Genomic DNA, 14820 nt, shown 5'->3' on the forward strand with positions numbered 1-14820 from the left:
CCACCCGCGCCGGCTGCCGGTGCCCGCCCGCCGGCCTCGCCGTCAGTGTCCCAGTGCCGCCTGCATGACCGCCCGTGCGATCGGGGCCGCGAAGCCGCCGCCCGTGATGTCGGCACGGTGGGCCGACGCGTCCTCGACCACGACGGCCACCGCGACCGCCGGCTGGCTCGCGCCGTCGGCCTTCGCCCAGGAGATGAACCAGGCATACGGCGTACCGGCGTTGTTGACCCCGTTCTGCGCGGTGCCGGTCTTGCCGCCCACCGTCGCGCCCGGGATCGCCGCGTTGGACCCGGTGCCCTGGGTCACGACGTCGACCATCATCTGCTGGAGCTGGACAGCCGTGGAGGCGTCCATCGCCCGGCGGTAGGACTTCGATCCCGTACGGCTGACGACCCGGCCGCCCTTGGCGCGGGTCTCGTCGACCAGATGCGGGTACATCAGCTCGCCCCCGTTCGCGACGGCGGCCGAGACCATCGCCATCTGCAGCGGTGTCGCCGAGGTGTTGAACTGCCCGATCGACGAGAGCGCCAGCTGGTCCTTGCTCATGTCGGTGTCGAAGTTGCTCCTGGCCACCCCGGAGGGGATCCTCAGGCCGGCGTCGTTGAAGCCGAACTTCCCGACCGCGTCGTCCATCCCGCTGAGCCCGACCTTGACTCCGAGGTTGGCCATCACGGTGTTGCAGGAGACCTCGATGGCGTACGCGAGTGAGGCGTTCCCGCAGCCGCTCGCCTCGTTCGGCAGGACGGTGGTGGTGTTGGGCAGCGTGTACGGATCGGGGGTGTCGGTGTCCGCGTTCATATCGGTGACCACGCCCGAGTCGAGGGCGGCCGCCGCCGTCACGATCTTGAACGTCGAACCGGGCGGATAGGTCTGCCGGATGGCCCGGTTGAGCATCGGCTGGTCGGCGGAGCCGGTCAGCCGCGACCAGGCGTTGCTGACGGACGGGCCGGTGCCCGACAGGTCCCCCGGGTCGTACGAAGGGCTGCTGACCAGCGCCAGGATCTTCCCGGTCGACGGCTCGACGGCGGCGACCGCGCCACGCCTGCCGCCGAGCCCGTTGTACGCGGCCTCCTGCATCGACGCCTTGATGGTGGTGGCCACGCTGCCGCCCGGCTGCTGCGCGCGGGTCAGTTCGTTCCAGAGCGGGAAGGGGGCGAGCATCGAGTCGGTGCCGGACAGGATACCGTCCTCGGCGTTCTCGATCAGGGTGGTGCCGTAGGTCTGCGACGCGTAGCCGGTGACCGGTGCGTACAGCGGTCCGTCGCGGTACGTGCGCTCGTACCGCAGTTGCTGGCCGGTGTCCTTCGACCCGGTGACACTGTGCCCGCCGACCAGGATGTTGCCGCGCGGCTCGTGGTAACGGGCAATGGTCTGGCGGCGGTTGGCCGGGTTCTTGTCCAGCGAGTCCGCCTGGAACACCTGGATTCTGGCGGCGTTGGCCAGCAGCGCGACCAGGAGCAGCAGACAGCAGGCGGCGGCACGCCGGATGTAGCGGATCACGACTCGTCCTCCACGATCGGCGCGATGATCCCGGTCTCCACGAACCCCGGATCCGGTCTGCGCGCGGAGTCGCTGATCCGGATGAGCAGCGCCACGATCACCCAGTTGGTGACGAGCGAGGAGCCGCCCTGGGCGAGGAAGGGCATCGCCATACCGGTCAGCGGGATCAGCCCCATCACCCCGCCCGCGATCACGAACACCTGGATCGCCAGGATCGAGGAGAGACCGATCGCGAGCAGTCGGCCGAAGGAGTCGCGGAGCGCGAGCCCGGCCCGGTAGCCACGGGCCACCGCCAGGGCGTACAGCAGGAAGACCGCGGAGAGCCCGGCGAGCCCCAGCTCCTCGCCCGCCGTGGCCAGGATGAAGTCGGACTTCACGGCGAAGCCGATGAGGATCGAGTGGCCGAGGCCGAGACCGGTGCCGAGGATGCCGCCGGCCGCGAAGGCGAAGAGCGACTGGGCGAGCTGATTGGCGCCCTGGCCCGCGTCGATGGAGGCGAAGGGGTGCAGCCAGTCCTCGACGCGGCCGCGGATATGGGGTTCGAGGCTGCCCACGACGAACGCGCCGAACGCGGCCATCACCATGCCGATGGCGATCCAGCTGAGCCGGCCCGTCGCCACGTACAGCATGATCACGAACAGGCCGAAGAAGAGCAGCGAGGTCCCGAGGTCGCGCTCCAGGACGAGGACGCCCACACTGATCAGCCAGATCGCCAGCACCGGTGCCAGCACGCGCATGGTGGGCAGTTGGAGCCGCCAGATCCTGCGGCCCGTGTACGAGAGCGCGTTGCGGTTGGCCGAGAGGTACGAGGCGAAGAAGACCGCGAGCAGGATCTTGGCGAACTCGCCGGGCTGGATGGAGAAACCGCCGACCCGGATCCAGATCTTCGCGCCGTTCACCGCCGGGAAGAAGATCGGGATGATCATCAGGGCCAGGGCGGCGGCGACCGAGAGGTAGGTGTACTGCTGAAGGACCCGGTGGTCGCGCAGGAAGAGCACACAGCAGATGAAGAGCGCCACGGCGAGCGTGGACCAGATCAGCTGGGTGGGGGCCGCGCTGTTGCCCGGGGTCTCCAGGTCGAGACGGTAGATGAGCACGAGGCCGATGCCGTTGAGGAGCACGGCGATCGGCAGCAGCAACGGGTCCGCGTACGGGGCGCGGAAGCGGACGGCGAGATGGGCGAGGAGCGCCAGCAGGCCAAGACCCGCACCGTAGTTCAGGGTGTCCGCCGGTACCGCGTCGTTCTTGGCGAGTCCGACGTCGATGTAGCCGTAGACGGAGATCAGTACGGCGCCGATCAGCAGCACCAGTTCGACGCCCCGACGCTTCGGCAGACGTAGTTCGGGCGGGGGAGCGTCCGCCGTCGTTGCGGTCATGCCAGGCAACGTAGCAAGACGGTGACGCTATGTCCGTTAATGTCACCGTGCGCCGATGGGGAGCCGGTGCCGCGCGCGGCGGGGGCGGTGACCGGACAGCTGCGGGACGGCGCAGGTGTGACGCTGTGTCAGGGCCGCCCGGACCCGCGCCGGGCGGCGGCGCGGCTCACCGCTGGTACGGGTTCTGTCCCTGCTGCTGCGGCGTGGGCGGGCCGTATCCCTGCTGCGGGCCCTGCGGCTGGCCTGCGCTCTGTGCGAGAAGCTGCTCGGCCTGCTCCTTGGTCGCCCGGTTCTCGACACCGCAGAAGGTGCACTGCGTCGCGTACTTGGTGGAGAACGGGAAGAGCGGCACGAAGAACAGCGTGAACTTGGTGACGCGCTTACGGAGTGTGTGCGCGGACGGGTTCCCGCACTGTCCGCACACCAGCGTCAGTATGGCCAGTTGGTAGAGATAGCCTCTGCTGCCAAAAATGATCATGATGGGTCCCCTCCTGGTCGGTAATCGCGGTACACCGTAACCGGGTTCTTGCCCCTGCGGCGCCCGGGCTGTTCCCATGGTCGGGGTGGGGTGATGCGGCATGGCGGAACTCAAGGTGACACCGGGGCGGTACCAGGGCCGGACGCGGCTGTACGTCACGCTGCCGGGAGGCCCGGCCGCTGCCTGGTACGACCGGGAATCGGGCCAGGTCAGCCTGGTGCTGGACGAGTACAGGGCCGAGGTGCTCGACGCCCTCGCGCCCTATCTGAGCGGGGACCCCGAGGTGGGCCCGCCGCCGGTCCCCACCCCGGCGGAACTCGCGCTGCTCACCCTGCACCCCGACGACGACCTCGCACCCAACCGGCCCGGCGAGGCGCTGCACGCCGCCCTGGCGGGGATCGCCGTCTCCCGTTTCCGGCCGGCTCCCCGGCGCGCCGCGCTCGACGCGCTCACCGCCCAGGAGGCGCTGGGGGCCGAGCTGGACACGCTGGAGGGCGCGGGGTGGCGGGTGCTGCACTCGGTGCCGCTGCCCGGCGGCGGGCATATCGGCCATCTCCTGATCGGCCCGGCCGGGGTGCTGTCCGTGCGGACGCTGTACGCCAGGAAGCGGACGGTCCGGATCGCGGATCCGCTGGTCGCGGCCGGGCGCGGACAGCCGGAACCACAGCTGCGCTGGGCCCGCCACGAGGCGGAGCGCGCGGCGCTGGCCCTGGCCACGGCGGTACGTCCGGTGCTCGGGATCGTCGGCGCGGCACGGGTGGAAACGGCGGCGCGGGGCGCCGGGGAACGCGGCGGCCCCGGCGCCTCCGGGGCCCGGCCGGGTGAGGAGTGGCTGCTGCGGGACGGCGGGCAGGTGGGCGTACGGCTGCTGCGGGACGGTGAGGTGGGCGCGCTGGCCGGGCTCGGCGGTGTACTGAAGCCGGCCGACATCGAGTCGCTGTACGCGACGGCCCGCGACCGGAGGACCTGGCTGCGGGTGTGACCGGGCGGGCGCGGGCTGCGAATTGCGGGCCGGGGGTGCGGGGTTGCCGGACTGCCGGGCTGCCGGACTGCCGGGCTGCCGGGCTGCCGGGCTGCCGGGTCAGGTGCGGGGCAGTGGCCTGGCCCGGTTGAGGTTGATCAGCGGGCCCAGCAGATCGCCGTACCGCCGGAGCCGGGGGCCGATGTCGTCGATCCTGAAGTCCAGGTCGGCGGGGGCCGCGCACCCCTCGATCTCCTCCCAGGTCACCGGCGTGGAGACGGTCGGTTCGGTCCGTGCGCGCACGGTGTAGGGCGCCGCCGTGGTCTTCGCCGCCGCGTTCTGGCTGTGGTCCACGAAGACCTTGCCCGGCCGCAGCGCCCGCTTCATCCGGTGCAGGGCCAGATCGGGCAGGGCGGCCTCGGCCTCGACCGCGAGCGTCCTGGCGTACGCCGACACGTCGTCCGAAGGCGTCGGCTCCAGCGGCGTCAGCAGATGGAGCCCCTTGGAGCCCGAGGTCTTCGCGTACGCGGTCAGCCCGTCCGCCGACAGCCGCTCACGCAGCCACAGCGCCACCGTGCAGCACTCGACGGCGGTGGCCGGGGCCCCGGGGTCCAGATCGAGGACAAGCCGGTCGGCGAGGGCCGGTGCGTCGGCCTGCCACTGCGGTGTGTGGAACTCGACCACCAGATTGGCCGCCCACATCAGGCTCGCCAGGTCCTGCACCAGCACCTGGCGCGCGTCCCTGCTCCTGGAGCGCGGCACCTCCGCCGTATGGACCCAGGAAGGGGTGCCCGGCGGCACGTTCTTGGTGAAGAACAGCTGGCCGCCGGGGCCGTCCGGGTACCGCAGGAAGGAGACCGGGCGGCCGTGCAGATGGGCGAGGAGCGCCCCCGCCGTGCTGGCGCAGTAGTGCAGGACCTCGCCCTTCGTGGTGCCCGTGGCCGGATAGAGGACCTTGTCGAGGTGAGTGAGTGCCAGGCGCCGCCCCTCCACCTCGGTGATCGGGGACATATGTCGAGAATCCCACGAAATGCGGAGAGTGAGTATCGGCGACCGGTCATCGGCCCAGTGCCGCGTCCAGGGTCTGCGGGGCGGGGCGCGTACCCGCCCAGGCGATGTATCCGTCGGGGCGGACGAGCAGGGTGGTGGCGCGGTCGTCCGTCCAGTGCGCGTGGACGAGCGGGACCGGCCCGGTGTGTCCGGGGGTGTTCGGGGGCGTGATCAGGACGAAGGCTCCGTCCCGTAACAACTCCAGCAGGTGCCCCTCGGCGAGGCGCAGGGCCGGTGCCCGGGTGCCCGTCAGAGGGTGGCTGCCCTTGGGGGCGGGGTACGAGATGCCGATGCCGGAGATCCTTCCGATGGCCTTGTCCGAGGCCGGCCGTACGGCGGAGAGCAGGTGGGCGACGGCGGCGCGCACCGTCCGCTGCCACGGCGTCCCGGCCATGGCGAGACGGATGATCGCTCCGCTGGCGCGCAGCACCTGCGACCCGACCGGGTGCCTCTCCGCGTGGTAGCTGTCCAGAAGCTTCTCGGGGTCCGCGGACTGCCCGCGCAGGACGGCCGCGAGCTTCCAGGAGAGGTTCGCCGCGTCCTGGAGGCCGGTGTTCATGCCCTGGCCGCCCGCCGGGGAGTGGACATGGGCGGCGTCGCCCGCGAGGAAGACCCGGCCGGTGCGGTAGGCCGGCACCTGGCGCTCGTCGCTGTGGAAGCGTGAAAGCCAGCGGGCGTCGTGCATCCCGTAGTCGGTGCCGAGCGCGAGGCGGGCGATCTCGCGCAACTCGTCGAGCTCCACGGGATCGTTGTCGTCGGCCTGCCGGGTGCGGTGCCAGCCCATGACGCGGTACCAGCCGTCGCCGAACGGGGCGATGAAGGCGAAGGCGTCGCCCACACCGTTCACCGTGAGCAGTTCGGGGGGTGTCCCGGTGAGCCGGACATCGGCCAGGACCATGGACCTGATCACGGACTCGCCGGGGAACGGCAGCCCGAGGGACCGGCGGACCGCGCTGTGCACCCCGTCCGTTCCGGTGAGATACCGGGCCTCGACGGTGGAGCGGGTCCCGTCGGCGCCGCGCAGGTCGGCGGTCACGGTGTCAGAGGCGGGGGACTGGCTGAGGCCGATCAGCTCCGTTCCGTAGCGGAAGTCCACGCCGGCCTTGAGCGCGCGGGCCTTCAGCAGGTGTTCGACCTCGTACTGCGGGGTGATCAGGAGGAAGGGGAAACGCGTCCGCAGCCGGGTGAGGTCGAGCGAGGCGCGGCCGAAGAGGCGCATCCGTTCCATGCGGGTGCCGGTCCTGATCAGGGCATCGGCGAGACCGCGTGCGTCGAGCAGCTCAAGGGTGCGGGCGTGGACGGCGAAGGCGCGCGTCGGATTGCCCGTCCCGGGCGGGCGCCGCTCGATGACGGTGACCGACAGCTGCTGGGCTGCGAGGTCGCCCGCCAGGAGCAGTCCGGTGGGGCCGGCGCCCACGATCAGTACGTCGGTGGTGTCCGTGCAGTTCGCTCCGGTGCTGTGCGTGTCCGTCATGGCGGCCTCCGAATGGCACATGCCGACCTTTGCTGGCCAACGCCTGTGGGCCAACGCTTGTGGGCCAACGCTTGTTGGCAAGGTTAGAGCGGGCCGGGATGGCATGTCAACGCCTGTTGGCCTACGCTCGTTGGCATGTCTGACTCCTCCGTCCCGCGCCGATCTGCCGCCACCACCAAGGCGGCGATCCTCGAAGCCGCCCGGGAGCGGTTCGCCGCCGACGGATACGAACGCGCCACGATCAGGGCCATCGCCCGTGACGCGGGCATCGACCCCTCGATGGTGATGCGCTACTACGGCTCCAAGGAGGGGCTGTTCGCCGCGGCGTGCACGATCGATCTGCGGCTGCCCGCCCTGGCCGCACTGCCGGACGGGCACATCGGCGCGGTCCTCGTCCGGCATTTCCTGGACCGCTGGGACCAGGACGAGGTGCTGACGGGCCTGCTCAGGGTCGGCGTCACCAATGAGGCGGGGGCCGAGCGGATGCGGGCCATCTTCGCCGGGCAGGTCGGACCGGTGGCTGCCGCTGTCTGCCCCGACCCCGCCGACGCCCCTCGCCGTGCCGCGCTCGTCACCTCGCAGATCCTTGGCATGGCACTCGCCCGGTATGTCCTGCGCATCGAGCCCGCGGTGGCGATGTCCCGTGACGAGATCGTCGACTGGCTCGCCCCGACGGTCCACCGCTACCTGACGTCCGAGCACCCGTAGGGTCTGCGTTTTGGATCAGGGGGTCTTCCGTCCGGATCAGGCCGGATCCGGACGGAAGACCCAGGGCCGGTCAGGCCCGGCGCGCGCCCCCATGGAGTAGCCCCGCAGTGAGCCGGTGGCAGAGAAGCCGCACTGTCGGGAGACTGGTCAGGGCAGGACAGTGCCGTACTGACGGACAGGAGCCATCGTGCGATCCATCTGGAACGGGGCCATCTCCTTCGGCCTCGTCAGCATCCCGATCAAACTGGTGAACGCCACCGAGAACCACTCGGTCTCCTTCCGGCAGATCCACACCGCCGACGGCGGCCGCATCCGCTACCGGAAGGTCTGCGAGCTGGACGGCGAGGAGCTGACCGCCGACGAGATCGGCAAGGCGTACGAGGCGGACGACGGCTCCATGATCCCGATCACCGATGAGGACCTGGCCGCGCTGCCGCTGCCGACCGCGAAGACGATCGACATCGTGGCGTTCGTGCCGCTGGACTCGATCGACCCGTTGCAGATGGGCGCGGCCTACTACCTGGTCGCCGGCGGGCCCACGGCCGCGAAGCCGTACACCCTGCTGCGCGAGGCGCTCAAGCGCAGCCGCCGGGTCGCCATCGCCAAGTTCGCACTGCGCGGGCGGGAGCGGCTGGGGATGCTGCGGGTCGTCGGCGACGCCATCGCGATGCACGGCCTGCTCTGGCCGGACGAGATCAGGTCGTACGAAGGGGCCGCCCCGGAAACCTCCGTCACGGTGCGCGACGCCGAACTCGACCTGGCCGACACCCTGATGGACACCCTGGGCGAGGTCGAGATGGACTCGCTGCACGACGACTACCGGGAGGCGGTCGAGGAACTGATCGCCGCGAAGACATCCGGCGAGGAGACCCCCGCCCAGCCCGCGGCGGACGCCGGTGCGGGCAAGGTCATCGATTTGATGTCGGCGCTGGAGAAGAGCGTGCGGGCAGCCAAGTCCACGCGCGGCGAAGAGGGCGAAGAAGGGGAAGGGGCAGCAGGAACCGGGGACGGGGAGGACGCCGAGGTCCGGGAGCTGCGGCCGGGCGGCAGGCGGAAGGCGGACGCGAAGGGCGGGGGCGGGGGAGCGCACACCAAGGCCGGGACCGACAAGCCCAAGTCCGCCCAGAAGAAGGCCACTTCGGGACGGGCGGCCCCGAAGAAGGCCGCGGCGAAGAGAACCACCGCGAAGAAGACCGCTGCGAAGAAGACGACAGCCAAGAAGAGTTCAGCCGGCGGGACGTCGGCCAGGAGCAGCAGCTCCAAGAAGACGGCGGCGGGCAGCGGGGCTTCAGGGACGCGCGGGAAGAAGCGCGCATCGGCGTGACACGCGGCGTCACCCGGCCCTGCGCCAGGGCTGGTTGCCCGTCCCGGGTCATGCTCCGGCACTGACGAAGTACTGACGAGGCACTGGCGAAGCACTGACGAATCACGGACGCGGCACTGACAAATGTCCTGCCGGGTTGAGGACAGCTGCATCTGCCGGGGACCCCCCTCCGCTCGCGAAGCTGTACGCATGGAAAACGCGACGGAGAACCCGAAGAAGAGCATGAGTCCGCTGGTCGTGGACATCGTCATCCCGATGGGTGCCTACTACCTCCTCAAGCACGAGGGCATGGGCACGGTCGCCGCCCTCGCCTGGAGCAGCGCCCTGCCCGCCGTGCGTACGGTGTGGGGCATCGTCAAGGAGCGCCGGGTCAACGGTCTCGCCGCCCTGATCCTCTTCGTCAACGTCGTCGGCCTGTCGCTCACCACGCTCACCGGTGACCCGCGGCTGATGCTCGTCAAGGACAGCGCGGGCAGCAGCGCGGTCGGCATCGGTGTGCTGATCTCCGTCCTGATCGGAAGGCCGCTGATGTCCGCCGGCCTGAAGCCCTGGCTCGTCAAGAGCAGCCAGGACAAGGCCGCGTCGTGGGAACGGCTTTCGGTGGAATCCCGGCCCTTCCGCCGCCTGGAGTCGCTGTTCTCACTGGTCTGGGGGGTCGCCCTGCTCGCCGAGTGCGTGGTCCGGGTGATCGCCGTGTACTCCCTGCCGGTCGACACGATGGTCTGGCTCGGCAACGTGATCATGGGCTGCTTCGTGGTCCTGGCCATGCTGGTGGGCGGCGGACTCGCGGCGGGTCCGATGGAGAAGCTGGTGGCGGCGGACGTGGCCGCCCGTACAGCGGACGCCGCCGCGCAGGCCCGCCCCACTTCCACCGGCGCTGCCGCGCAGGCGCACCCCACTTCCACCGGCGCCACGGGCATCAACACGGCCACCGGCACCGGGCAGGCGGCCTGACGCCGGAACGGCGAGACGGCAAGGCAGCGAGACGCGGTGCCACCCACCACCCCACGGCTGGAAGACCGGACCCCGAGACGGAGAGAGCAGCCCCATGCGACGCCACGGCATCAACTACGACACCGGATTCACCCCGATCGGCGAGGAGATCTCACGTCAGGACTTCGACCCCGGCGTCGTCCGCCGCGAGATGCGGATCATCGCCGACGAGCTGCACTGCGACGCGGTCCGGGTCTCGGGCGGCGACCCGGACCGGCTGTCGACCGCCGCGGAGGCCGCGGCCGCCGCCGGTCTGGAGGTCTGGTTCGCACCCTTCCCCTGCGGTCTGCGGCCCGACGCACTGCACGACGTCCTGCTCGACTGCGCGGACCGGGCGGAAGCGGTACGGCGTACCGGTGCCGAAACCGTCTATGTCACCGGCTGCGAGATCACCCTCTTCAACCACGGATTCTTCGCGGGGGCGACCCTGTTCGAGCGGATGGCGGTGCTCAAGGGAGCCGCCGGAGGGGACCGGCGCGCGCTGTACACGGAGGCGATGGAGAAGCTCGGAGGGTTCCTCCGGGAGACGGCCGAAGCCGTACGGCCGCGTTTCGGCGGCCGGCTGAGTTATGCGTCGGGCCCCTGGGAGCGGATCGACTGGACGCCCTTCGACATCGTGGGCGTGGACGCCTACCGCGCCGCGCACAACGAGCAGCACTTCCGGGAAGAGGTCCGCGGGCACTTGGCACACGGAAAGCCCGTGGTGGCAACGGAGTTCGGCTGCTGCACCTACCGGGGCGCGGGCCTGCGGGGCGGCACCGGCTGGACGATCGTCGACGAGCAGGCGCAACCCCCCGCGCTCGACGGCGAGTACACCCGGGACGAGGGGGAACAGGTCCGCTACTTCGACGAGTTGCTCACGGTGTTCGAAGAGGAGGGCTTCGACGCGGCGTTCTGGTTCAGCTTCGCCGGTTACGGAGCACCGCACCGCCCCGACGACCCCCGCCATGACCTGGACATGGCCGCGTACGGCGTGGTGAAGATGCTGGATGCACCGGTGCTCGGCGGTTCAGCTGCCAGGGGTACCGCTCCGGGGGGTTCGGCTGCGGGGGCTCCGGACTCGCCGTACGCCGGACTCGGCTGGGAGCCCAAGGAGGTCTTCCATGCGATGGCCGCCCGCTATGGCAGATCTGTGACCTGAGTCATAAATCGAATATGCGTACGATCCATGGCAAGGTCGTGCGCCCTGCGCCCGCGCCCCCGCCGAATCCATGGAGCGCCGGGTCGCGCACCGCCTGACGTGCATCTTTGCTGAAGGTTCCGGACTGCGCGCCCGCGCATCGCTGCTCGTGGCCTCTGGGGCGCGAGGGGTAAGGGGGGCGCACCGCCCCGGCCTGCGAGCGGATCTTCCCGCCGCCACGAAATGTGGATGCCACCTACAAGAGTTAGATTGCTTGCGTCAACTAACGACCCGTGTCCACCGGTGTCGGCGGGCAGGGGCGCGCGCAGAGGGGAACGTGCATCGTGGGCATGACCGGTCGAATACCCGCAGAGTCGTCGCCCCCGGCCGGACCGGGGGAGCACTACAAGTGGATCGCGCTGTCGAACACCACGCTCGGCGTGCTGATGGTGATGATCAATCAGTCGATCGTGCTGATCGCGCTTCCGGACATCTTCCGCGGCATTCATCTTGACCCGCTGGACTCCGCGAACACCAGCTATCTGCTCTGGATGCTGATGGGCTTCATGGTGGTCACCGCGGTGCTGGTGGTCACCTTCGGCAGGCTCGGCGACATGTTCGGCCGGGTCCGTATGTACAACCTCGGCTTCGCCGCCTTCACGCTCTGCTCGGTCATGCTCTCGGTCACCTGGATGGACGGCAGCGCGGGCGCGCTCTGGCTCATCGGCTGGCGCATCGCGCAGGGGGTCGGCGGTGCGCTGCTCTTCGCCAACTCCACGGCGATCCTCACCGACGCGTTCCCGGCGAACCAGCGCGGTACGGCGCTGGGCATCAACTCCATCGCCGCCATCGCCGGTTCGTTCCTCGGGCTGATCCTGGGCGGTGTGCTGGCCCCGGTGAACTGGAAGATGATCTTCCTTGTGTCGGTGCCGTTCGGCGTTTTCGGCACCATCTGGGCCTATCTGAAGCTCCACGACACCGGGGTGCGGGCCAAGGCGCGGATGGACTGGTGGGGCAATGTCACGTTCGCCGTCGGGCTGATCTCGGTACTGGTCGGCATCACGTACGGCATCCAGCCCTACGGCGGCAGCACCATGGGCTGGCTCAACCCGTGGGTGCTGGCCGCGCTGATCGGCGGGGTGGTCGTGCTGGGGGCGTTCGTCTGGATCGAGACACAGGTGGCCGAGCCGCTCTTCCGGCTCTCGCTCTTCCGGCTGCGGGCCTTCACCGCGGGCAACATCGCCAGCCTGCTGACCGCGCTGGGGCGCGGCGGCCTCCAGTTCATGCTGATCATCTGGCTCCAGGGGATCTGGCTGCCCCTGCACGGCTACAGCTTCGAGAAGACCCCGCTCTGGGCGGGTATCTACATGATCCCGCTGACCGTCGGCTTCCTGCTCTCGGCCCCGCTCTCGGGCTGGCTCTCGGACCGGCTCGGGGCGCGGCCCTTCACGGTCGGCGGCGCGCTGCTCACCGCGGTGAGCTTCCTGGCGCTGATGACGCTGCCCACCGACTTCCACTACTGGATCTTCGCGCTGCTGCTGGTGGTCAACGGCGTGGGCTCCGGCCTCTTCGCCTCACCGAACCGGGCCGAGATCATGAACGCCGTCCCCGCCGAGTCGCGCGGCGCCGGATCCGGGATGACCGCGACCTTCCAGAACTCCGCGATGGTCCTGTCGATCGGCATCTTCTTCAGCCTGATGATCGCGGGCCTCTCGCACAGCCTGCCGAGCGCGATGCACGACGGTCTGGTGTCGCAGGGCGTGCCCGGCGCCGAGGCCACGCAGGTGTCCCAACTCCCGCCGATCGCCGTGCTCTTCGCGGCCTTCCTCGGCTACAACCCCCTTCAGCAGCTCCTCGGGGACCATCTGACCAAGCTGCCGGACGGCGGCAAGCACCTCACCAGTAAGGAGTTCTTCCCGCATCTGATCTCCGGCCCCTTCCACCAGGGGCTGGTCATCGCCTTCTGGTTCGCGGTGGCGGCCTGCCTGGTGGCCGCGCTCTCCTCGCTGCTGACGGGCAGGGTGGGCCGCAAGCACCGGGTGCTGTCGCCGGAGTCGCTGGGCTCCGAGATGGCCGGTGTCTCCGGAGGCGCAGGCCTGGGCCTGAGCGAGCCGGTCGTACCGGACGGTGAGGGCACCCGGTCGGCAGATCCCGGGCGCGGGGCGACCTCGGCGGGGCGCGGCGGCCCACCGCGCGCCTAGGGGCTGTCCGGCGGATCTTCGCGGGCCCGCGACGCCTGGTACCGCACCTCGCCGTGTTGTCGGAATCACCCGAGTACGTCCAGTACGCGGATGATTCTCCGCCTTGCGATGCACGGCACCAGACGCCGCGGCCTGATCCACGAAGATCCGCCGGACAGCCCCTAGTAGGGCTTTGTTACGTCTCTAGGCAAGTGGGCGCGTTGGTGGTTTCCTGCTGGTATGAGGGCGAATGAACTCGCAGCGTGCCGGGGCCGGTTGGAGGAGTTCGCTGGGGAGGTGTTCGCGCCTTTGGCGCGTGCTGATCAGCGGGTGAAGGGCGGGCTGTATCTGCGGGGTCTGTTGCTGGACGGGCGTCGGAAGTCGATGCAGCCGATGGCCGGGCGACTCGGGGTGGACCATCAGCAGTTGCAGCAGTTCATGACGTCGTCGACCTGGCCGGTGGACACGGTTCGTGCCGGATTGGCCCGCCGGGCGGTGGCGGTGGTGCGTCCGCAGGTGTGGGTGGTGGACGACACCGGGTTCCCGAAGGACGGGACGTCCTCGCCCGGGGTAGCCAGGCAGTACTCCGGCACCCTGGGCAAGGTCGGGAACTGCCAGATCGGGGTCAGCGTCCACGCCGCGTCCGACACCGCGTCGTGCCCACTGTCCTGGCGTCTGTTCCTGCCCGGCAGCTGGGACGGGGCCGAAGCTGCCGGCCGTCGGGCCCGCTGCCGCATTCCTGATGAGCAACAGCACCGGCCGAAGTGGCGGCTCGCGCTGGACATGCTCGACGAACTGGCGGCCTTGGGGTTGCGGCCCGCGGTGCTGGTCGCGGACGCCGGCTACGGAGCGAACGCCGACTTCCGCCACGGCCTGGAGGACCGCGGCCTCGCCTACGCCCTGCAGGTCAAGGGCGAGATGACCGCCCATACCGAATCGGCCGTGCCACACCAGCCGCCCTACGGCGGGCTCGGACCGCGTCCGCTGCCCCGCTACCGGACCCGGCCCATCAGCCTGCGCGAACACGTCCTGGCCGCCGGACGTGCACGAGCGGTCACGGTCACCTGGCGCAAGGGCTCCAAAGCAGCCATGTCCGCCCGCTTCGTGTTCCTGCGCGTCCGCCTAGCCGGCCGCCGCCCGAAACCCGCCCCGGACGGTGCCATCGCTCTTCGGTGGTTGATCGCGCAGTGGCCCGAAGGGGAGAACGAGCCGGTCAAGTACTGGATTTCCAACCTTCCGGCCGACATTCCGGCCCGGGACCTCGTCCGCCTCGCGAAACTACGGTGGCACATCGAACACGACTACCGCGAGCTGAAAACGACGCTCGGACTCGACCATTTCGAGGGCCGCTCATTCACCGGCTGGCACCGCCACGTCACCCTCGTCACCGCCGCCCACCTCTTCCTGACCGAACAGCGGTCCTCCCCAAAAGCCCCTGCCAGGGCCTGACCCTCTACCAGGCCCTGGCACTCCTCCAACACCTGTTAGCCACCTGGACCGGAACCTGCCCCACCTGCCGACAACCCACCCCATGGCAGACCTACGACACCACCTAACAAAGCCCTACTAGGTGTATTGCCCTGTGAGGTCGGGGACCCGGCTTGCCGGCCGGGTCCCCGGCGAAACATGGGGCGGCGGCCACGGAACGATCTCTAC

The 14820-nt window shown here is 70.2% G+C and carries 12 protein-coding genes; 7 read left to right on the top strand and 5 right to left on the bottom strand.

Features of this window, described 5'->3' with window-relative positions:
* Positions 1 to 42: 42 nt before the first annotated feature.
* The 3 genes from OHB13_RS25820 to OHB13_RS25830 all read right to left on the bottom strand — a co-directional run bounded on the left by OHB13_RS25820 (position 43) and on the right by OHB13_RS25830 (position 3354).
* Entirely contained in the window at positions 43 to 1500 is a 1458-nt protein-coding gene (locus OHB13_RS25820; protein ID WP_328378656.1) for a penicillin-binding transpeptidase domain-containing protein, read from the bottom strand.
* Positions 1497 to 2876 (bottom strand): FtsW/RodA/SpoVE family cell cycle protein, encoded by a 1380-nt coding sequence (locus tag OHB13_RS25825; RefSeq protein WP_328378657.1) that lies wholly within the window; start codon positions 2874 to 2876, stop codon positions 1497 to 1499. Before OHB13_RS25825 ends, OHB13_RS25820 begins: the two co-directional genes overlap by 4 nt.
* Positions 2877 to 3042: 166 nt before the next feature.
* Entirely contained in the window at positions 3043 to 3354 is a 312-nt protein-coding gene (locus OHB13_RS25830; protein ID WP_266853078.1) for a zinc-ribbon domain-containing protein, read from the bottom strand.
* Between the two features lie 100 nt (positions 3355 to 3454).
* On the opposite strand from OHB13_RS25830, the gene OHB13_RS25835 reads away from it, so the two are divergent.
* Positions 3455 to 4336, top strand: coding sequence for an NERD domain-containing protein (locus OHB13_RS25835; protein ID WP_328378658.1), 882 nt, complete (start codon positions 3455 to 3457; stop codon positions 4334 to 4336).
* Positions 4337 to 4435: 99 nt separating this feature from the next.
* On the opposite strand, the gene ligD is transcribed toward OHB13_RS25835, so the two are convergent.
* Positions 4436 to 5326, bottom strand: coding sequence for a non-homologous end-joining DNA ligase (gene ligD / locus OHB13_RS25840; protein WP_328378659.1), 891 nt, complete (start codon positions 5324 to 5326; stop codon positions 4436 to 4438).
* A gap of 46 nt (positions 5327 to 5372) precedes the next feature.
* Positions 5373 to 6839 (bottom strand): FAD-dependent oxidoreductase, encoded by a 1467-nt coding sequence (locus OHB13_RS25845; protein ID WP_328378660.1) that lies wholly within the window; start codon positions 6837 to 6839, stop codon positions 5373 to 5375.
* A 135-nt stretch (positions 6840 to 6974) separates the two neighbouring features.
* Here OHB13_RS25845 and OHB13_RS25850 point away from each other — a divergent pair, with 135 nt between their 5' ends.
* The 6 genes from OHB13_RS25850 to OHB13_RS25875 all read left to right on the top strand — a co-directional run bounded on the left by OHB13_RS25850 (position 6975) and on the right by OHB13_RS25875 (position 14613).
* Positions 6975 to 7547 (top strand): TetR/AcrR family transcriptional regulator, encoded by a 573-nt coding sequence (locus tag OHB13_RS25850; RefSeq protein ID WP_266853071.1) that lies wholly within the window; start codon positions 6975 to 6977, stop codon positions 7545 to 7547.
* A 187-nt stretch (positions 7548 to 7734) separates the two neighbouring features.
* Complete coding sequence (gene ku / locus OHB13_RS25855) at positions 7735 to 8871, top strand: non-homologous end joining protein Ku (protein ID WP_328378661.1); 1137 nt, start codon at positions 7735 to 7737, stop codon at positions 8869 to 8871.
* A gap of 189 nt (positions 8872 to 9060) precedes the next feature.
* A complete protein-coding gene (locus tag OHB13_RS25860) occupies positions 9061 to 9825 on the top strand; it encodes a VC0807 family protein (protein WP_328378662.1) in 765 nt (254 codons plus the stop codon).
* Between the two features lie 94 nt (positions 9826 to 9919).
* Positions 9920 to 11005, top strand: a complete 1086-nt coding sequence (locus OHB13_RS25865; protein ID WP_328378663.1) for a hypothetical protein — start codon at positions 9920 to 9922, stop codon at positions 11003 to 11005.
* A 329-nt stretch (positions 11006 to 11334) separates the two neighbouring features.
* On the top strand, positions 11335 to 13185 hold the full coding sequence (locus tag OHB13_RS25870; RefSeq protein WP_328378664.1) for an MFS transporter: 1851 nt from the start codon (positions 11335 to 11337) through the stop codon (positions 13183 to 13185).
* A gap of 219 nt (positions 13186 to 13404) precedes the next feature.
* The gene (locus OHB13_RS25875; RefSeq protein ID WP_328378665.1) at positions 13405 to 14613 is read left to right on the top strand and encodes an IS701 family transposase; all 1209 of its coding nucleotides are present in this window, start codon (positions 13405 to 13407) and stop codon (positions 14611 to 14613) included.
* Positions 14614 to 14820: the final 207 nt, after the last annotated feature.

It is taken from the genome of Streptomyces sp. NBC_00440, assembly GCF_036014215.1.
Classification (GTDB): domain Bacteria; phylum Actinomycetota; class Actinomycetes; order Streptomycetales; family Streptomycetaceae; genus Streptomyces.

Coding starts and splice junctions, on each gene's coding strand:
- OHB13_RS25825 (WP_328378657.1), bottom strand. CDS start 2,876: ATGACCGCAACGACGGCGGACGCTCCCCCGCCCGAACTACGTCTGCCG.
- OHB13_RS25830 (WP_266853078.1), bottom strand. CDS start 3,354: ATGATCATTTTTGGCAGCAGAGGCTATCTCTACCAACTGGCCATACTG.
- OHB13_RS25835 (WP_328378658.1), top strand. CDS start 3,455: ATGGCGGAACTCAAGGTGACACCGGGGCGGTACCAGGGCCGGACGCGG.
- ligD (WP_328378659.1), bottom strand. CDS start 5,326: ATGTCCCCGATCACCGAGGTGGAGGGGCGGCGCCTGGCACTCACTCAC.
- OHB13_RS25845 (WP_328378660.1), bottom strand. CDS start 6,839: ATGACGGACACGCACAGCACCGGAGCGAACTGCACGGACACCACCGAC.
- OHB13_RS25850 (WP_266853071.1), top strand. CDS start 6,975: ATGTCTGACTCCTCCGTCCCGCGCCGATCTGCCGCCACCACCAAGGCG.
- OHB13_RS25860 (WP_328378662.1), top strand. CDS start 9,061: ATGGAAAACGCGACGGAGAACCCGAAGAAGAGCATGAGTCCGCTGGTC.
- OHB13_RS25865 (WP_328378663.1), top strand. CDS start 9,920: ATGCGACGCCACGGCATCAACTACGACACCGGATTCACCCCGATCGGC.
- OHB13_RS25870 (WP_328378664.1), top strand. CDS start 11,335: ATGACCGGTCGAATACCCGCAGAGTCGTCGCCCCCGGCCGGACCGGGG.
- OHB13_RS25875 (WP_328378665.1), top strand. CDS start 13,405: ATGAGGGCGAATGAACTCGCAGCGTGCCGGGGCCGGTTGGAGGAGTTC.